The 18,746-nt window shown below is 70.4% G+C and carries 17 protein-coding genes and 1 pseudogene; 10 read left to right on the forward strand and 8 right to left on the reverse strand.

All coding sequences use genetic code 11. From position 1 onward, the window contains the following. Positions 1-1,076, forward strand: a 1,076-nt coding sequence (locus VJN29_RS06645; RefSeq protein WP_324142831.1) for an acyltransferase, incomplete at its 5' end; no start/stop codon positions are given. 230 nt (positions 1,077-1,306) lie between these two features. Then, positions 1,307-2,299, forward strand: coding sequence for a DUF559 domain-containing protein (locus tag VJN29_RS06650; protein ID WP_324142832.1), 993 nt, complete (start codon positions 1,307-1,309; stop codon positions 2,297-2,299). Between the two features lie 133 nt (positions 2,300-2,432). Here VJN29_RS06650 and VJN29_RS06655 read toward each other — a convergent pair whose 3' ends face one another. From VJN29_RS06655 to purD, 3 genes and pseudogenes are all read right to left on the reverse strand, one after another. Continuing rightward, entirely contained in the window at positions 2,433-3,359 is a 927-nt protein-coding gene (locus VJN29_RS06655; protein ID WP_414654328.1) for a phosphoribosylaminoimidazolesuccinocarboxamide synthase, read from the reverse strand. Between the two features lie 49 nt (positions 3,360-3,408). Next, a pseudogene (locus VJN29_RS20325) lies at positions 3,409-3,528 on the reverse strand (LuxR C-terminal-related transcriptional regulator); the annotation flags it as partial. Positions 3,529-3,745: 217 nt separating this feature from the next. Next, on the reverse strand, positions 3,746-5,020 hold the full coding sequence (purD, locus tag VJN29_RS06660; protein WP_324142834.1) for a phosphoribosylamine--glycine ligase: 1,275 nt from the start codon (positions 5,018-5,020) through the stop codon (positions 3,746-3,748). A gap of 51 nt (positions 5,021-5,071) precedes the next feature. On the opposite strand from purD, the gene VJN29_RS06665 reads away from it, so the two are divergent. Continuing rightward, on the forward strand, positions 5,072-5,365 hold the full coding sequence (locus tag VJN29_RS06665; protein WP_324142835.1) for a hypothetical protein: 294 nt from the start codon (positions 5,072-5,074) through the stop codon (positions 5,363-5,365). Here VJN29_RS06665 and VJN29_RS06670 read toward each other — a convergent pair. Continuing rightward, complete coding sequence (locus tag VJN29_RS06670; RefSeq protein WP_324142836.1) at positions 5,345-6,001, reverse strand: GNAT family protein; 657 nt, start codon at positions 5,999-6,001, stop codon at positions 5,345-5,347. The two genes, VJN29_RS06665 and VJN29_RS06670, sit on opposite strands and share 21 nt — an antisense overlap. 60 nt (positions 6,002-6,061) lie before the next feature. On the opposite strand from VJN29_RS06670, the gene VJN29_RS06675 reads away from it, so the two are divergent. Further along, a complete protein-coding gene (locus tag VJN29_RS06675) occupies positions 6,062-8,350 on the forward strand; it encodes a HelD family protein (protein WP_324142837.1) in 2,289 nt (762 codons plus the stop codon). A gap of 294 nt (positions 8,351-8,644) precedes the next feature. Here the strand turns inward: VJN29_RS06675 and lysS are convergent, their stop codons facing one another. Next, positions 8,645-10,462, reverse strand: coding sequence for a lysine--tRNA ligase (gene lysS, locus VJN29_RS06680; protein WP_324142838.1), 1,818 nt, complete (start codon positions 10,460-10,462; stop codon positions 8,645-8,647). An 89-nt stretch (positions 10,463-10,551) separates the two neighbouring features. Then, a complete protein-coding gene (locus tag VJN29_RS06685; RefSeq protein WP_324142839.1) occupies positions 10,552-11,871 on the reverse strand; it encodes an adenylosuccinate synthase in 1,320 nt (439 codons plus the stop codon). Between the two features lie 326 nt (positions 11,872-12,197). Between VJN29_RS06685 and VJN29_RS06690 the strand changes: the two genes are divergently transcribed. Further along, positions 12,198-13,715, forward strand: a complete 1,518-nt coding sequence (locus tag VJN29_RS06690; RefSeq protein ID WP_324142840.1) for a M28 family metallopeptidase — start codon at positions 12,198-12,200, stop codon at positions 13,713-13,715. Between the two features lie 368 nt (positions 13,716-14,083). Further along, positions 14,084-15,001, forward strand: coding sequence for a diacylglycerol/lipid kinase family protein (locus VJN29_RS06695; protein WP_324142841.1), 918 nt, complete (start codon positions 14,084-14,086; stop codon positions 14,999-15,001). Here VJN29_RS06695 and VJN29_RS06700 read toward each other — a convergent pair. Next, positions 14,982-15,785 (reverse strand): alpha/beta hydrolase, encoded by an 804-nt coding sequence (locus tag VJN29_RS06700; protein ID WP_324142842.1) that lies wholly within the window; start codon positions 15,783-15,785, stop codon positions 14,982-14,984. The genes VJN29_RS06695 and VJN29_RS06700 overlap by 20 nt on opposite strands. 90 nt (positions 15,786-15,875) lie before the next feature. Here VJN29_RS06700 and VJN29_RS06705 point away from each other — a divergent pair, with 90 nt between their 5' ends. The 3 genes from VJN29_RS06705 to VJN29_RS06715 all read left to right on the forward strand — a co-directional run bounded on the left by VJN29_RS06705 (position 15,876) and on the right by VJN29_RS06715 (position 16,977). Further along, complete coding sequence (locus VJN29_RS06705) at positions 15,876-16,103, forward strand: PLDc N-terminal domain-containing protein (RefSeq protein ID WP_324142843.1); 228 nt, start codon at positions 15,876-15,878, stop codon at positions 16,101-16,103. Between the two features lie 72 nt (positions 16,104-16,175). Continuing rightward, a complete protein-coding gene (locus VJN29_RS06710) occupies positions 16,176-16,550 on the forward strand; it encodes a helix-turn-helix transcriptional regulator (protein ID WP_324142872.1) in 375 nt (124 codons plus the stop codon). A 10-nt stretch (positions 16,551-16,560) separates the two neighbouring features. Next, positions 16,561-16,977 carry a VOC family protein gene (locus tag VJN29_RS06715; RefSeq protein WP_324142844.1) on the forward strand — a complete coding sequence of 139 codons (417 nt, stop codon included), beginning with the start codon at positions 16,561-16,563 and terminating at the stop codon, positions 16,975-16,977. Here the strand turns inward: VJN29_RS06715 and VJN29_RS06720 are convergent. Continuing rightward, a complete protein-coding gene (locus VJN29_RS06720; protein WP_324142845.1) occupies positions 16,955-18,115 on the reverse strand; it encodes a YbhN family protein in 1,161 nt (386 codons plus the stop codon). The genes VJN29_RS06715 and VJN29_RS06720 overlap by 23 nt on opposite strands. A 233-nt stretch (positions 18,116-18,348) precedes the next feature. Here VJN29_RS06720 and VJN29_RS06725 point away from each other — a divergent pair, with 233 nt between their 5' ends. Beyond that, complete coding sequence (locus VJN29_RS06725) at positions 18,349-18,741, forward strand: cupin domain-containing protein (protein ID WP_324142846.1); 393 nt, start codon at positions 18,349-18,351, stop codon at positions 18,739-18,741. The last annotated feature ends 5 nt before the right edge of the window (positions 18,742-18,746 follow it).

An 18,746-nucleotide genomic window follows, 5' to 3' on the forward strand; every position in this document is an offset into this window, starting at 1 on the left:
ACCTCAAGGTCGTGCTCGTCGCGGGGGTCATTGTCGCCCACACGACGATGGCCTGGACCGGCGTCGGCAACTGGGTGTTCCGGGAGACCCCGGTCCGCGAGCCACTCCTGACGCTGCTCACCGTGGTCGCCGCCCTGGGGGCACTGTTCGGGATGTCCTTGTTCTTCCTCATCGCCGGCTACTTCACGCCGCGGTCCCTCGAGCGGAAGGGCGCGCGGCGTTTCATCCTCGACCGGGTGGTGCGGCTGCTCGTCCCGATGCTGGCGTTCGTCGTCCTCCTCAGTCCGCCGATCGAGTACGTGGACCCCGACAACGCCGGCTGGACCGACGGCTTCTGGGCGTTCGTCCCGGAGATCTGGTGGCCTCCGGCTCCCGGGCCCACCTGGTTCCTCGGCGTCCTCTTCCTCTTCTCGGTCGCCTACGCCGGCCTGCGCACGTGGCGTCCTCGCCCGGAGCCCGTGCCGCGTCCCTTGCGCCCGTCCCAGCTGGCTGTTCTTGCGCTCGCCATCGCCGGGATGTCCTTCCTCATCAGGACCGAGACGCCACTCGGCGAGGAGCTCTGGCGCCTGGCCCTGGCCCAGGCACCGGGATGGGTGGTCGGATTCGCCCTCGGCGTGCTCGCTGCCGAACGCGGATGGCTTCCGCTCGGGGCTGGGCTGGGCCGCCGCATGAGGTGGATCGCCTGGGTCGGCATGTCTGCCAGCGTCGCCATCATGGGGCTCGCTGGGGTGTCGGGGATGGACCTGGCCCTCTTCCTCGGTCACGGAACCTGGCAGTCAGGCGTGCTCTCGGTGGTCGAGGGCGTCATTCTCGTCACGGTCCCGCTCTGGCTCGTGGACCTGTTCTGGCGACGCTTCGACGAGCAGCCAGGTCGGTTCGGTTGGGTGCTCAGGCGCTCGGCGTTCGGCGCCTTCCTCGTCCACCAGGGCGGCCTGGTGGCGCTCGTGCTCGGGGTCCGGCTGCTGCCCTGGCCACCGGAGGCGGCGTACCTCACGGTCTCGGCGCTCGGGGTGGGCATCTCGTTCGCCCTCGGCTGGTTCCTGACCAGGCTGCCTGGCGTGTCACGCATCGTGTGACGCGTCGGGTTCCCACTCGGACCGCCGACAATCGGGCCGCAGTCCGATTGTCGGCGTCGGGGCCCGGGGAAGGCACCGACTGTCGGGCCCCGGTCCGACAGTCGGCGTCGGATGCGGCGGAGTGGCCGCGACAGTCGGGCCTCGGTCCGATAGTCGGAGACTGTCCGGACGCTTCGGAGGCTGTGGATGACCGCGGCACCGGACCTTTGGGGTTGGCCATCGTTCATCCCATGCCCTCGCGTCCGCTGCCGCTGCCCCCGACCATGCCGTTCCGCGTGACGGTCACCAGGAACCGCGACGAGTCCACGGGGCGTGTGAAGCGCTCTCTCCACCTGCCCCCCGGGGTCACGGAGTGGGAGCTCCGGAACCGCAGGTACCGGAAGCTGTTCCACGGCGTGTACGTCCACCGTGACACCACGATCACCGAGTGGATGAAGGCCTTTGGGGCGTTGCTCCTGTGCGCCGAGAACGCTGCCGCATCCCACCACACCGCGGCACGTATCTGGGGAGGCGTCGTCCCGGACGATGGGCACGTCCATCTGTCCATCGACGGGTCGAGACGCAAGGTTCTCGGCATCCATGCGCACCGGGTGAAGGTCGGCGGGCAGGAGTGCAGCAGGCTCAATGGGCTCCGGCTGACGTCGCCGAGGCAGAGCTTCCTCGACCTCGGGGGCGAACTCGGCCTCGTCGACCTCGTGGTGCTGGGTGACTCGCTCGTCAAGGCCGCACGCGTCACGCCCGAAGAGCTCGTCGCCGCGGCGAAGACCTTTCGGGGTCGCGGACAGCGGCTGTTGCGTCGGGCCGCGAGTCTCGTCCGACGTGACGTCGACTCACCGATGGAGTCCCGCGTCCGCATGCTCATGGTCCTCGCCGGCCTGCCGGAGCCGACCATCAACCACAAGATCCTGTGGCCGGACGGCTCGGTGCGATACCGGTTCGACCTCAGCTATCCACGGTTCCGGCTCGTCATCGAGTACGACGGTCGGCAGCACGCCGAGTCGGATCGGCAGTGGGACGGCGACATCGACCGTCGCGAATGGATGGACGGCGATAACTGGCGCATCGTCATCGTCAGGTCCAAGGACATCTACAACACTCCCGGGCAGACGCTGCAGCGCATCATCTCGGCGATGCGGGACAAGGGAATGGCGGTGCCGCGGCTGTCTGACGAGTGGCGGTTGCACTTCCCCGGACGGATGGGGGACGTCGCCGAGCCGGCCTGATCGGGCTCGGCTGACCGCTGACCGGCCTCGCTCCGACAATCGGGCCGTGGACCGATTGTGGTGCAGTTTCGGGCGCCAGGCCACCGACCATCGGACTCGGGACCAATTGTCTGAGGGGTGCCGGCGACTCCGCTCAGAAGGGCGCGCCGGTGACTCGCTCGTAGGCCTCGATGTACTTCGCCCGGGTCTGCTCGACCACGTGGGGCGGCAGCTCCGGTGGGGGCTCGCCGCTGCTGCGGTCCCAGCCCGACTCGGGCGAGGTCAGCCAGTCACGGACGAACTGCTTGTCGTAGGACGGCTGCGGGTGTCCGGGCTCCCACTGGTCGGCGGGCCAGAATCGCGAGGAGTCGGGCGTCAGGACCTCGTCGGCCAGGACCAGGCCGCCGGATCCGTCTGGGCGCAGGCCGAACTCGACCTTTGTGTCGGCGATGAGGATCCCTCGCTGCGAGGCGATCTCGTTCCCCCGGACGAGGATGGCCCTGGTCAGACGCGACATCTCCGCCGCCACCTCGACTCCGAGCTCGGCCTCGACCTGGGCCGGTGTCATGGGCAGGTCATGCTCCCCGACGGGGGCCTTGGTCGTCGGTGTGAAGACCGGTTCCGGTAGGCGCGAGCCGTCGACGAGCCCCTCCGGCAGTCGCGCCCCGGAGACCGAGCCCTTGGCCCGGTACTCCTCGAGGCCACCCCCGGTCAGGTAGGCGCGCGCGATGGCCTCGACCCTGAGCATCTCGAGCCTGCGGACGAGCAGGGCGCGGCCTGCCACCACCGCCGGCACGTCCGTGGAGACGACGTGGTTGGGGACGAGGTCGGAGAGCTGGTCGAACCACCACAGCGACAGCCTCGTCAGCACCGCACCCTTGTCGGGGATCTCCGGCGCCATCATCCAGTCGTAGGCGGACAGCCTGTTCGAGGCGACGAGGAGCAGTCGGTCGGGATCCACCTCGCCCTGCGAGTCGACCGGCGCGTAGAGGTCACGGACCTTGCCGGAGTAGACGTGCTGGTAGCCCGGCAGGTCCAGAGGCAGGTCCGAGGGCGCGTCGCTCGTCGTCACGCCGCACATCCTCCCACCGCGTCAGCAGCAGGGTCCGGTCACAGTCGGTCTCAGGTGGTCACGGCTCGACGAGGCCGGCCCGGATGGCATAACGAGTGAGCTCGACGCGGTCTCGCATCCCGAGCTTGCCGAGCACGTTGGCTCGGTGCCGCTCGACGGTCTTGAGGCTGATGACGAGCTCGTCCGCGACCGGGCACCAGGCTCCGCACGCACGACCAGCTCATCATCGTCACCGATGAGCAGGACCGGGCCCGGACAGAGGCCCGCCTGCGCGAGGTGAGTCGGGGCGGGCGGCTCGCCGAGTGGCACGACGCCCACCGAGCGGTGGCCGCAGCCGTGGTGCACCCACCAAGGGCGCGCCGCCGCCGCGCCGCGGGCGCTGCGCCGGTCCCCGGTCAGACCGTGATCTCGCCGAGCTCTGCCCGGAGCGCGATGTCCCTGCGATGGTGAGAACCGGGGAGCTCCACCACCGAGACCGCGTCGTATGCCGCTGACCTTGCCTTCCCGAGGTCGCTGCCCACCGCGACGACGTTGAGGACCCGCCCCCCGGCTGAGACGAGCGCGCCGGAGTCGTCACGCCGGGTACCGGCGTGCAGCACCACGACTCCGGGCACCTCGCCCGCTGCGTCGAGCCCCGTGATCGGGTCACCGGTTCGCGGCGCCGCGGGGTAGCCCTCGGAGGCGATGACGACGACGACGGCGTAGTCGTCTGCCCAGCGAAGGCGGCCGAAGCCCTCGAGCTCGCCCGTGGCGGCGGCGAGGAGCAGCTGCGCGAAGGGCGACTCGAGCCGGACGAAGCTCGCGTGCCCGTCCGGGTCCCCGAAGCGGACGTTGAACTCGATCACCCTGGGTCCACGCCTGGTCAGGGCCAACCCGATGTAGAGGACGCCGACGAAGGGCGTCCCGCGCCGATGCATCTCGTCGATCGTCGGCTGGGCCACGCGTGCGACGACGTCCTCCGCCAAGCCGGGTGGGGCCCAGTCGAGCGGCGAGTAGGCGCCCATGCCGCCGGTGTTCGGCCCGACGTCGCCGTCACCGACCCGCTTGTAGTCCTGGGCCGGCTCCAGGGCCACGACGTGTGTCCCATCGGAGATGCAGAACACCGACAGCTCGGGCCCCTCGAGGTACTCCTCGACGACGACCCGCCCGCCGGCCTTGGCGAGGGACCGCTCGCCGTGCCGGAGGGCCTCTTCGCGGGAGTCGGTGACGACGACACCCTTGCCGGCGGCCAGGCCGTCGTCCTTGACGACGTACGGCGGCCCGAAGGCGTCGAGCGCGGATGCGACCTCCTCGAGCGTCGTGCAGATGTGCGCGAGGGCCGTGGGCACCTCGGCGGCGGCCATGATCTCCTTGGCGAACGACTTGCTGCCCTCGAGCAACGCAGCCCCCGCGGAAGGTCCGAAGACCGGGAACCCGGCTGAGCGGCATACGTCAGCAACTCCCGCCACGAGCGGCGCCTCCGGCCCGACGACCACGAGGTCCACGTCGTGCTCTCGGGCGAGCGAGGCGACGGCCTCGCCGTCGAGGATGTCCACGGGGACGCAGAGCGCGGTCGCGTCGATGCCGGGGTTGCCGGGCGCTGCGATGACCGCATCCACCTCGGGGTCGGCGGCGATCGCCTTGACGAGTGCGTGCTCACGGGCGCCGGAGCCGAGGACGAGGACCTTCACGGCGGCCAGCCTATTGGCTCGTCGGGACGGCCCGGTGACAGCATTGCCTCCATGAGCGGTGACACATCGGTCGAGGTCAGCGCGCTCGCGATCAACGTCACCATCCCGGAGCCCCTGCGCTGGACGGACACGCGACGCGGCGAGGAGTTCGTGCTCACCACCCTCAACGTGCGACTCCTGCCCGACGGCCACCTCGCCGCGAAGGCCTACGGGCGGCCGGTCGCTGGCGGGCGCGGCAACTACGTCTCGTTCAGGGTGCCGGACAGGCCGGAGCTCTCGGCTCTCGTCGTCGAGGCAGCCCACCGGGCCGGGGCCCTGTGGAGCTCACACGCCGGCCTGCGCTGAGCTTCGGGACAATCGGGCCTGAAGGGCGGCGCGGATCGCAGGCCAGTCGTCGACGAGGATCGAGTAGACCGCCGAGTCGCGCCAGGTCCCGTCCGCACGACGGAGGTCCCGCCGGGTGATGCCCTCGAAGGTGGCGCCGAGCCCCCGGATCGCGGCGCGGGACCGGGCGTTGATGACGTCGGTCTGCAGCTTGACGCGTCCGAAGCCGCAGGTCTCGAAGGCATGGGCGAGCAGGAGGAGCTTGGACTCCGGGTTGACCGCCGAGCCCCACCAGCGTGAGCCGTACATCGTCCAGCCGAGGTGGACGTGCTCACGCTGCACGTCCACGTCGCCGAGCGAGCTCGTGCCGACGATGGTGCCGGCCGCCCCGAGGACCGAGTCCTCGACGAGGCGGATGGTGTAGGCCGTGCGCCCGGTGCCATCGGGTTGTCTGGCGCCGATCGCGTTCTTCACGAGGGGTTGCAGCTCTGCCGGCGAGGCGGGCGGCAGCGCCATCGCATAGCCCTGCGTGTAGACGACGGGGTCCGAGTACACCGGGAAGAGGCCCTCCACGTCCTCCGGGCGCGTGACGTCGAGCCGCACGACGCGACCGACCAGCGGATCACCGGTTGGTGGAATGCAGTCAGGTCGCGCCATGCCATGACACTAGACTTGATGGTTCCCGCGTCCATTCCGGGCGCACCGTCGAACCATTGGATGGCTGTGAGCTCCTCGTCCTCCCAGACTCGACCCGCCGCCCCTCCGGACCCCCTGACCGCCGTGCCGGACGTGGTGGCGGAGCAGATCGCGGTCGAGCAGGACCATGTCGACCGGGTCATGGCCGAGCTCGAGAAGGCCGGCCGTCGCGCGGACGTCGTCCAGGCCGAAGGCCTGGCCCGCGGCCAGTTCGGCCGCACGGTCGAGGTCGGTGACGCCGAGGGAGCCGGTCTCTTCGAGCGGGACGCGCTGATGTACCACGCGGCCAAGCGGCGCAGCATGCTGGACACGGAGCACGAGGGTCTCGTCTTCGGGCGGCTCGACATCGACCACGGCATGCTCCGGCAAGGCGGCAACGGGGCGACCTCGCGTCCGGAGGACCGCGAGGTGCGCTACATCGGCCGACTCGGGGTGCGCGACGACGACTACGAGCCGCTCGTCATCGACTGGCGCGCCCCGGCGGCCTCACCGTTCTACCGAGCCACGCCCGTCGAGCCCATGGGCGTGCTGCGACGTCGGGTCCTGCGCAGCCGAGGGTCCACCGTCATCGGCGTCGAGGACGACCTCATGGTGCCCGAGGTGCCGGACGACATCGTCGTCGTGGGCGACGGCGCCCTCATGGCCGCGCTCACGCGGTCCCGGAGCGGGCGGATGCGCGACATCGTCGCGACGATCCAGGCCCATCAGGACGAGGCGATCCGCGCCACCGCGCGCGGCGTCACCGAGATCTCGGGTGGGCCGGGCACGGGCAAGACGGTCGTCGCCCTGCACCGAGCCGCGTACCTGCTCTACTCGGAGCGGCGACGCTTCGAGTCGGGCGGCATTCTCGTCATCGGACCGTCCGGTGCCTACACCGCGTACATCGAGCGGGTGCTGCCCTCGCTCGGCGAGGAGTCCGTGACCCTGCGCGCGGTCGGAGAGGTCGTCGACGCGGTGGACACCGAGCGTCTCGACCCGCCCGAGGTGGCCCGCATCAAGGGCTCCACGCGCATCCGGACCGTCCTCGGCAAGGCGGCCCGCGGCCGCGTGCCGGAAGCGCCGACCGAGTTCCGGGCGTTCGTCGCCGGACGTGCCGTCCGCCTCGAGGCCCCGACCCTCGACCGCGTGCGGTCGCAGGTGTTGAGGCAGCACCAGCGCAACCTCGCGACCGCGGCTGCACGGGCGGCCCTGGGCGAGGCCGCCTGGTCGTCGCTCGGCATCACCGGCGACCGCGACGCCAAGGCCGAGTTCCTCGACAGGTGGGAGGACCACTTGGACGTCGAGGCGTTCATGGCGGTCTGGTGGCCGCAGGTCGACCCCCGCGAGGTGCTGACCTGGCTCGCCGACCCCGACCTCCTGCGTCGCCATGGCCGAGGCGTCCTCGATGACCATGCCGTCGACCTGCTCGCCGCGTCCTTCGCCACAGCCCTCGGGGTCGGGACCTGGTCGGTCGCCGACGTCGCCCTCATCGACGACCTGTCCGCCAAGGTGGGCCCGGTCCAGGACGCACCCCGGGAGGAGCGCGGGTTCTACGAGATCGAGGAGCTCGACGACCTCAGCCAGTACGGCGTCACCGAGGTGCAGCCCGTCTCGGCCATCCGCGAGACCCGCGCCGAGGTCGTCGCGGAGGACCCGCGCGGGCGACTGCTCGCGGGCCGGATCGGGAAGCCGGACGAGTACGCGCACATCCTCGTCGACGAGGCCCAGGACCTGTCCCCCATGCAGTGGCGGATGATCGGCCGCCGCGGGCGCCACGCGTCGTGGACGGTTGTCGGGGACGCCGCGCAGGCCTCGTGGACCGACGCGGAGGAGGCCCGGGCCGCGCGCGACGAGGCCTTCGGCACGCAGCAGCGCCGCACCTTCCACATGGCCACGAACTACCGCAACGCGCGGGAGATCTTCGACTACGCCGCCGCCATCATCCGTCGTGAGGTGCCGGACGCGGACATCCCCGAGGCGGTTCGCGATACGGGACACGACGTGGTCGAGGGTTCCCTCGGCCGGGACGCACGGAGCTCCGTCCGGGGTGCCGTCGATGCACTGCTCGAGCAGGTGGCCGGCGCGATCGCCGTCGTCACTCCGCACCGGTATGCCGCTGAGCTGGCTCCGCTCGCCGGCTCGCCTGACGGGCGGGTCCAGGTCGTCGACCCGATGTCGACCAAGGGCCTCGAGTACGACGCCGTCGTCGTCGTCGACCCGCGCGAGATCGCCCGGGAGTCCCCCGGCGGCATTCGGGTGCTCTACGTCGCGTTGACGCGGGCAGCGCACCGGATGACCGTGCTGTCCGGAGGTCCGATTCGGGCAAGGTAAAGACTTGTTCAAGGAATGCGAGATCCGTCGACTTCACCCGTGGCGGGAGGGATGATTAGGGGGACGTCGACGGCGTGCGAACCACCCACCCTCCCCGCCGGTCTCTCCCCCCGAGGCCCCATCGACGTCCGGCGCAGTCTCGGTTCCCGTGACTCGCACCGGGCGGGGGACGTGATGCACCCCCCTGCATCTCGCCCCCCGCCCAGCATCACCACCACCCAAAGTCGAAGCCCCGGATCACAACGACGTGACCGGGGCGTTCGCATGCCCCGCGTCGGCTGGGCAGTTCGGGTGTCAGCGGCCGAGGAGGTGCTTGGTGCGGTCGGCGCCGACAGCCAGGAGCAGGGTGGGCAGCCGTGGGCCGGTGTCCTTGGAGACGAGGAGCCGGTAGACGAGGACGAAGAACGCCCGCTGCGCCCGGGACAGCTCGGGATCCTTCACCTTGGCCGACGGGTCGAGGCCCCGCTGGATCTTGGGCACGGCATAGACGAGGTGGGTCAGGCCGTCGAGCGACCAGTGCTCGTCGAGGCCTTGCGCGAGGAGCCGCAGCGACTCACGCTGCTCGTCGTCGAGGCCGGCCAGCAGCTCGGCATCGGGCTCGGACCGGACGATGGTGCGGTCCTCGGCCGGCACGTAGCCGAGCATCCAGCGCTCGGCGCAGTCGAGACGGGGACGAAGGTCGTCGATCGAGAGCACCGGGTTGTCGGGCTCGAGCTGGGACAGGATCCGCACCGCCTGGGCCTCATCGCCCTGCGTCACGTCGATCACCGAGGCGATGGTCCGGAAGGGCATGGGCCGCGGCGTCGTCGGCAGCTCGCGCACACCGGTCGCCGTGGCCACTGACGTCGCGCGCAGATGCGCTGCGAGGTCACCCGGCTGGGCACCGCCCTCCGGACCGGCAGCGACCTTGCGCACCAGCGCGTCCCACTCGTCGTAGAGCCGCTGCAGCTCCGGGCCGAAGGCCACGTCGAAGCTCTGGTTGGGCCGGCGCCGGGCGTAGAGCCAGCGCAGGACCTGGGGCTCCATGACGTCGAGCGCGTCGTTGGGGATCGGGACGCCGCCCTTCGAGGAGCTCATCTTCGCCATCCCGGCGATGCCGACGAAGGCGTACATCGGGCCGATCGGCCGCTCCCAGCCGAACAGCGGCGCGAGGTCCTTGCCGACGACGAAGCTCGAACCCGGGCTCTGGTGGTCGACGCCGGACGGCTCGAAGAGCACGTGCTCGTGGCCCCACCGCATGGGCCAGTCGACCTTCCAGACGAGCTTGCCGTTGGTGAAGGTGTCCAGGTCGACCTGCTCGCTGTGGCCGCACCTGGTGCACACGTAGGTCAGCAGGTGGGAGCCGTCTCCGGAGTCGCCGGACCACCCGGTGACCGTCGTGAAGTCGGTGCCGCACACGGAGCAGAAGGGCTTGTAGGGGAAGTAGCCGGCGGTGCCCTCGCTGCCGTCGTCCTCCGTCGCCGCGCCGGAGCCTCGCTCCGCCTCCGTCGCCGCGGCGGCCTGTTCCTCGGTCAGTGTGGCCTGCCTCCTCCCGGTGGAGTCATGGCGCCTGCGCTTGCCCGTCGCCCGTTGCTGCGCGTCGGCCACGGCCTCCAGCGTCCGGTACTGCGCGAGCACCGTGTCGATCGCCGCTCGCTCACGCATGGCGAGCAGGATCTGCTCGCGGTAGGCGCCGGCGCGGTACTGCTCCGTCTGGCTGATCTGCCGGACCTCGATCCCCGTCGCCTCCATCGCCTCGAGGAGGGGCGCCTTGAAGTGGTCCGCCCAGTTCGGGTGGGGCGACCCGTGCGGCGCCGGTACCGAGGACAGCGGCTTGCCGACGTGCTCCTCCCACGACTCGTCGACGCCATCGAGAGCCTTTGGCACCCGCCGGAACCGGTCGAAGTCGTCCCAGGAGAGGATGTGCTCGCACGGGATCCCCCGACGCTTGATCTCGTCCGCCACGAGGTGCGGCGTGATGAGCTCGCGGAAGTTGCCGAGGTGGATCGGACCCGAGGGGCTGATCCCCGACGCGCACACGATCGGGCCTCGGAGCCCCCGCCGCTCTGCTTCCGAGATCACCTCGTCGGCCAGACGAGTGACCCAGTCCTCGGCGACAACCTGCTCAGTCATGGGACTTCCTTCTGCATCCATTCGGCTCTGCTCCGCAACACACCGAGCAGGTCACGACCAACCGGGATCCGACCACGGGGTGTCGTGACCTATTCGGTGTGTTGCGGGGGCCTGGGGTTGAGCGGGTGGCGCCCGATGATCTCGTCACGGCCGGGACCGACGCCGATGGCAGAAACGCGGGCACCGATGAGCTCCTCGACGCGCAGCACATAGCGCCGGGCGTTCTCGGGCAGCTGGTCGAAGGTGCGGCACCGGGAGATGTCCTCCCACCACCCGGGCAGCTCCTCGTAGATCGGCCTCGCGTGGTGGAAGTCGCTCTGGTTGACCGGCATCTCGTCGTGCCGCACCCCGTCGACGTCGTAGGCCACGCAGACGGGCACCTTGTCCAGGCCGGTGAGCACGTCGAGCTTGGTGATGACGAAGTCGGTGACCCCGTTGACGCGGGTCGCGTAGCGCCCCACGACGACGTCGAGCCAACCGCAGCGCCGCGGTCGCCCGGTCGTCGTCCCGTACTCGTCCCCGGTCTTCCGGAGGAACTCGCCGTGGTCGTCGTGCAGCTCCGTGGGGAACGGCCCCTCCCCGACCCTGGTCGTGTACGCCTTGAGGATCGCGATGACCGAGTCGATCCGGGTCGGCGGCACCCCGGATCCGGTGCACGCCCCGGCCGAGATCGCATTGCTCGACGTGACATAGGGATACGTGCCGTGGTCGACGTCGAGCAGCGTCGCCTGGCCCGCCTCGAACAGCACGGTGTCGCCGCGGTCGAGCGCCTGGCCCAGCTCGAGCGAGACGTCGCTGACCATGGGAGCGAGCCGAGCGGCATACGACAACAGCTCGGTCACCACCTCGTCGACGTCGGCCGCACGCGTGTTGTAGATCTTGACGAGGACCTGGTTCTTGAACGCGAGGGCGCCCTCGACCTTCTGTCGCAGGATGTGCTCGTCGTAGAGGTCCTGGACGCGGATGCCGATGCGGCTCATCTTGTCGGCGTAGGTGGGGCCGATACCGCGGCCGGTCGTGCCGATCCGCCGGCTGCCGAGGAAGCGCTCGGCGACCTTGTCGAGCGTCCGGTTGTAGGGCGGGATGAGGTGCGCGTTGGCGCTGACCCGCAGCTTGCTCGTGTCGACGCCGCGCGCCTCGAGGCCGTCGATCTCCTCGAAGAGCACCGCGAGGTCGATGACGACGCCGTTGCCGATCACCGGCGTGCAGTTGGGGGACAGGATGCCGGACGGCAGCAGGTGGAGCGCGTACTTCTCGCGCTTGCCGTCCTGCTCGATGACGACGGTGTGGCCGGCGTTGTTGCCGCCGTTGAACTTGACGACGTAGTCGACGGTGCTGCCGAGCAGGTCGGTGGCCTTGCCCTTGCCCTCGTCGCCCCACTGCGCTCCGACGAGCACGATTGCCGGCATCAGTCCCGCCTTCCCTTTGCCTGCTGAGCCACCGGCAAGGCTAGCGGTTCGGGATGTCCCGCCCGGACGCCGATCCCGGCGCCCTTCCCAGGCCCGCGCTCCGTCGCTAGGTTGGGCCAACGACCAGACCCCTCGGGGCGAAGGGAATGCGGACGACGATGTCAGCGAGCCTCCAGACGGCGCGGCGCGGCGCCGCCCATCCCTCCGCGCGGATCCGAGTCGCCGATTGACCCACGTCTCGCACTCTCATGCCTGACCACCCAACAGACCTGTCGCATGCCGTCGGCGCCACCGCCCGGCGGTCCCGATCGAGAGAGAGCACCCACATGAGTCGTTTGCAACGCACCGCTGCCGCCCTCGCGGCGGCCGCACTCGTCGCCACCGGCGGCACCGTCGCCGCCATGTCCGCCTCGGCGGCGTCACCGGCCTGCGAGCCCCGGACCAACAACAGCATGAGCAACCTCCTCGAGTGCGTGACGGTCGAGGGCGTCCGTGAGCACCAGGCTGAGTTCCAGAGGATCGCCACTGCCAACGGCAACACCCGCGTGTCCGGTTCACCCGGCTATGACCTGTCGGTGGACTACGTGGACGACACCATGAAGGCGGCCGGGTGGAAGGTGACCCGTCAGGCGTTCCAGTTCCAGACCTTCGTCAGCCTCGAGCCGGCGGTGGTCGAAGAGGTGGCGCCGAATCCCGGCACCATTCCTGCAACCGTGATGACCTACTCCGGCAGTGGTGACGTGACGGCCTCCGTCAGCGCACCGAGCGTCGCCACCGGCTGCTTCGAGTCGGACTTCGCGGGCTTCCCGGCAGGCAACATCGCCCTCATCCAGCGCGGCGGCTCGACCGACACCTTCTCCTGCACCTTCGGCCTCAAGGCCACGAATGCCTACAACGCGGGAGCGGTCGGGGTCATCATCTACAACAACGTTCCGGGGCAGCTCAGCGGAACCTTGGGCAATTCCTTCACCCTCGACATCCCCGTAGTGCAGACCTCGCTGGAGGTCGGTACGCAGCTCGCTGCCAAGATCCCAGGTCTGGTCGTCCGGGTGTCCACCTCGACGTTCCGCGGGATCGCGACGACGGAGAACGTCCTTGCCGAACTTCCCGGGAAGAACCCGAACAACGTCGTCATGGCCGGCGCACACCTCGACTCGGTCAACGCCGGACCCGGCATCAACGACAACGGCAGCGGCTCCGCGGCTCTGCTCGAGGTCGGCCAGCAGCTGGCCAAGGTGAAGCCGCAGAACACCATCCGCCTCGCGTGGTGGGGCGCTGAGGAGGCGAACCTCGTCGGATCCACGTTCTACGTCAACAACCTGCCCCAAGCGGAGCGGGACAAGATCGCGCTCTACCTCAACTTCGACATGATCGGCTCGCCGAACCACATCTTCGGGATCTACGACGGCGACGACTCGGACGACGTCGGATCCGGCCCCGGACCGGAGGGCTCGGCCCAGATCGAGCAGACCTTCGAGGAGTTCTTCGAGATGCGCGGCCTGCCCTACCAGGGAACCGACTTCACTGGACGCTCTGACTACGGGCCGTTCATCGCAATCGGCATCCCGTCCGGTGGACTGTTCACCGGCGCCGAGGGGATCAAGACCGCAGCGGAAGCACAGCTCTACGGCGGCACGGCAGGCGTGGCGTACGACCCGTGCTACCACCAGGCCTGCGACACCTTCGACAACGTCAACCTCGCGGCGCTCGAGGCGAACTCGGACGCAGTGGCGTACGCCGTGCTCAGCTACGCGATGGACACGAGTCTCATCAACGGCGAGAAGGGGAAGGGCAACTTCAAAGCGCCCGCCCCGGACGCGGATCACATGCCATCCACCATGTGATCGTCGAACAGTGGAAGGGGTCGAGGCTCGCCCTCGGCCCCTTCCGCCGTCCCCAAGAAGAGGGGGCCGTATGCCGCTGGGCTCGGTCGCGTCGAGTGTGCACTCCGCGCCGGGCTGGTTCTCGTCGAGTGTGCACTTCCTGCCGCTGGTGCCACTCCAGTCGGGGACGAGTGACGGGACGAGGCCATGCGCCTCTTGCGTGGGCACCCGTCGTGACCGCGGCCGGTCCCGTTGTTGCTCCCTTCACGGTGGCGCGAGGTGCACAGTCGAGGGGGACGGCGGGAAGGTTCGCGCCGGGCTGGCGTCGAGTGTGGACTCCGTGCCGGGCTGGCCAGGACGGTGCCTCGCCAGTCGGGCACACTCGATGAGTGCGCGTTGCCGTCGTTGCGAACCCGGTCCGGGACCCGGCCGGTCGCGTCGACGCCGCGGTCGAGGCCGCCTGCCGGTCCCGCGGCTGGCCCGCACCGAGGATCCGTGCGACGACGATCGAGGACCCCGGCGCGGGTCAGGCCGCTGCGGCGGTGAGGGACGGCAGCGACCTTGTTGTCGTCTCCGGCGGCGACGGCACCGTCCGTGAGGCAGCCAGCGCCCTCGCGGGGACCGGGGTGGCGATGGGCATCGTGCCACGCGGGACCGCCAACCTGTACGCCCGGAACCTCCGCCTTCCGCTCGGGTCCGTCGAGCGCTCCCTCGACGTCGCACTCGACGGGGAGCCGCACGAGGCGGACCTGGGCCGGGCGCGATGGGGACGACGAGATGGCCAGGTCCGCGAGGGAGCCTTCGTCGTCCTGGCAGGCATCGGTCATGACGCTCGAACCGTGGAGCTCGTCAGGCCAGCCTTGAAGAAGCACACCCAGTGGGTCGCGTACTTCATTCCCGCGCTCGCGACGCTCGGGGCATCCCTGCTGCCCATGACGATCAGCCGCGACGGAGGACCACCCGAGCAGCGCAAGCTCTGGTGCCTGCTCGCCGGCAACGTCGGTCGGATCCCGCTCGGCATCGAGGTCCTGCCCGGCGCCCGGGTCGATGACGGACTGCTCCACCTCGCTGCCGTCGCCCCGGCTCGCGTCGTGGGATGGGTGCCGATCGCCCTGAAGGGCCTGCTGCACTGGCCACGGGACGTGGCCGGGCTCGGCTACCGGACAGCGACATCGGTCCGCGTCGACACCGAGGCGCCCCTGACGATCCACGTCGACGGCGACGAGCACTCCGGCGTCGTGTGGCTGGAGGCCATGATCGAGAGCCGGGTGCTCCGGGTGCACGTCCCTACGAACGGTGGGCGGTGACGAACTCGGTGACCGCCCGAAGGCAGGCCTCGTTCGCCTCGAGAACCGGCAGGTGGGCGGCATCGTGCAGCCGCAGGACCTGGGCACCGGGGATGCGCTGTGCCGCCGTCAGGGCGTTGGCCGTGGACACGTCGTAGTCGAGGTCACCCACGACGACGAAGGTCGGCACCGCGACCTGCTCAAGGCGCTCCCAGGCGTTCGTGCTGCGGTCCTCGTCGCCCGTCGGCTCCGCGGCCAGCGCCCGTCGGTTCATGTCGAGAAACAGCTCACGGCACTCCCCACCGACGCGTCCCTCCACACCGCCATTGATGCCGTCGAGCCAGAACCGCGCCTCGAGCCGGTTGAGCAGGTCGAGGTCGCCAGCCTCCTCGGCCGACTCGAGCTGGTCGTCGATGGCCTGGACCTCGAGTGAGTCCTCGCCCTGCGGAGCGCCGCTGATGGCGGGTGCGATGAGGACCAGTGCCTTCGCCCGCTCCGGGTGGTCGAGGGCGAGGTCGAGCGCCGTCCGTCCCCCCATCGAGTTCCCGATGACGACCGCGCTGCCCGAGCCGAGGGCCTCGAGCACGGCCAGGGCGTCACCCACCCTCGAGAAGGGCTCGGGTTGGTAGGTGGTCTGGCCGTGGCCTCGGGCGTCGAACGAGATGCACCGGTTCGTCGGTGCGAGCCGCTCCACGAGCGGCCGCCAAGCCCGGCGATCTGCGACACCGGCATGGAGCAGGAGCAGATCGGGCCCCTCCCCCACGACCTCGGTGGCGAGCTCGGCTGATCCATTCGAGATCTTCACCGTCCCAACGTTTCACGTCACGGCGCTGACGCGCGACCGGATATGGCAGGGCAAGATGGGTGCGGGGGACCTGTTCTGGAGGGAGTGCGGATGGCCAGGAAGAAGTGGTCGGACCTGACGACGGCGGAGCAGGCGGTGGTCCTCGTGGCCGGATCGGTCCAGCTCGCGCTGGCCGCGACGGCGTGGGTGGACCTCGCGACGCGCGATGCGAGCGAGATCGACGGCAGCAAGGTGAAGTGGGCCGCGATCATCGCGGTCAACTTCGTCGGACCCCTGACCTACTTCGCCAAGGGGCGCAAGGCAATCACGACGGCCTAGCTGACCGGCCTGTGGGATGGTGGTCGGGTGACCTTGGACGATCTGGTCCGGTTGCGCCGCGCGCGTGACGCGATGGACCGTGACTACGCCAGCCCTCTTGACGTGGCGGCCCTCGCGCGCGTCGCGCTGATGTCCCCCGGCCACTTCTCGCGCAGCTTCCGCGCTGCCTTCGGGGAGACCCCGTACAGCTACCTCATGACGCGGCGGATCGAGCGGGCCAAGGCGCTGCTGCGCCGCGGTGACCTGTCGGTGACGGACGTGTGCTTCGCCGTCGGGTGTACCTCGCTGGGCTCGTTCAGCTCCCGGTTCACCGAGCTGGTCGGCGAGAGCCCGAGCGCCTACCGCGCGCGCGACCACGAGGCGAGCGCCGCCATCCCGCCGTGCATCGCCAAGATCCACACCAGACCGGTCAGGAACGGAGAAGCGAAACCCGCTGCGCGACCCTAGGTTGAAGCGCATGAACATCACGCTCTCGACCTGCTTCATCGCCGTCGACGACCACGACAAGGCCCTCGCCTTCTACCGCGACGTGCTCGGGCTCGAGGTCCGCAACGACGTCTCCTACGAGGGGATGCGCTGGGTGACCGTCGGCTCGCCGTCCCAGCCCGACGTCGCCATCGTCCTCGAGCCGCCCCTCGCCGACCCGAACGCCTCTGCGAAGGACCGGGAGGTCATGGCCGAACTGCTGGCCAAGGGCCTGCTGCGGGCCGTCATCTTCTCCACCGACGACGTCGACGCCACCTTCGAGCGCATCCGCGCGGCTGGTGGCGAGGTCCTCCAGGAGCCGATCGACCAGCCCTACGGAGTCCGTGACTGCGCCTTCCGGGACCCGGCCGGCAACATGCTCCGGTTCAACCAGCAGCGCACTCGCTGACCGTCCTGTGGGACAGGGGCTGCCGCCGCCAGCCGCGGGCGCGTAGGTGCCACAGGTAGGCCAGGGCCCCTCCGGGGATCTCGCAGACGAACGTGAAGAAGCTGAAGAGCAGCACGCCTGCAACCGACACGACCGGGTGGCCGCCGAGCGCGATGAGCACGGCGGCGGTCCCGGTCTCGGCGAAACCGGTGCCACCGGGCGTGAGGACGACCGTCGTCAGCATCCGGCCACACGCGTAGGCCGCGGTCACCTCGGCCCAGCCGAGATCGCTGCCGACCGCCGCGAGGCAGGCCCACATGAGGATGCCCTGGAGGACGAGGTAGGCGAGCATGCCGACGACGAGCCCGCCGCGTCCGCGCTTGAGCAGCTCGACGGCGCTGACCCGCTGGCTCGCCAGCGAGGCCTCCAGTCCCCCAGGCTCGGGCCGGCCGGCGAGCCGGGCGATCGAGCCAGTGGACCGGACGACGACGGCGATGAGGCGCGCGGCGAAGCGGTCGTTCGCGAGTGCCGCGACGACGACGGCGACGAGGAGGGCGCAGACTGCTGCCCCGGCGCCGGCCGCCACGAGCACGGGGCCGCTGACATGGGCCCCGACGACGAGCAGCCCCACGAGTCCGGCGAGCGGGAGGGCGAGCCGGGCGAGGATGTTCCAGATGCCGGTGACGGCCGTGTAGAGGCCGATGGCGCGGTGCGTGAAGCCGTACTGCCTGGCCATGGTCCAGGTGACGCCGACACCGACGGCGCCGCCGAGGGGCGCCAGGTTCGAGACCCCGCTGCCGACGAGGTTGAGGACGAAACCCTGGCCCTTGCTGAGTCCGGGCAGCGAGGCCGCGAGGACGAAGGAGTAGGCCCAGAGCCCGACGAGCCAGAGCGCGGTGAGCCCGGCGAGCTGCCACCACGAGACCGAGGCAAGGGCCTGGGTCGCCGACTCCCAGGAGGCGCCGGTGACCGAGGGAAGGACAAGGACGAGCAGCGCCGCGAGGACCGCCAGGGAGACGCCGACCTGTAGCGCGCGGCGGACGGGGAGGGCCGAGCGTGATGTCACGGGGCGCTGCGGCTGCACAGGACGGGGCACGTCACAGGGCATGTCAGGGCGCAGGTTGGGGCGCACGTCTGGCGACAGGGTCTGGGTGGTCATGCGGAGGGCACTCTTTCGAGATCGGCTTCGGCCTTCAGGAGCTGCTGGTGAGACCGCCTGATACCTGCCTCGCACGTGTTGGTACGTAAGCTGGTTCCCGCGGCCACATCTCCACCCTCCGCCCAACCGCGGCCGCGCGACATTGGGGTCGACCCCGGTCCTCGTCAGGGTTTCCCCTGCACTTCCGGTCCCGGCGAACCTGCGTACGCTGATGGACGAGCGGAGGTGATCTCATGACCGAGCACGACCCCGCCCTCCCGTGCGACCGCGTCGGCGCCGACGAGCTCCGGCCGGGCGACCCCACGCCGGGCATGGCCCGGCAGGTGGCGATCCACTCGCAGGGCATGTGGTCCGGCACCGTCGACACCGAGGCCGGCGCCATCAGCGGCTGGCACCACCACGGCGACCACGACACGACGATCTACGTCGTGTCGGGTCGGATGCGGCTCGAGTCGGGCCCCGGCGGACAGGCCGTCATCGAGGCAGGTCCCGGGGACTTCGTCCGGGTGCCCGCCGGCGCGATCCACCGTGAGTCGAACCCGGGCGACGACTCGTCCCACGCCGTCATCGTCCGCTGCGGCCATGGCACTCCGACGATCAACGTCGACGGTCCGGCGCCGGCCTGATCGAG

It is taken from the genome of Intrasporangium sp., assembly GCF_035280925.1.
Taxonomy (GTDB): Bacteria; Actinomycetota; Actinomycetes; order Actinomycetales; family Dermatophilaceae; genus Intrasporangium.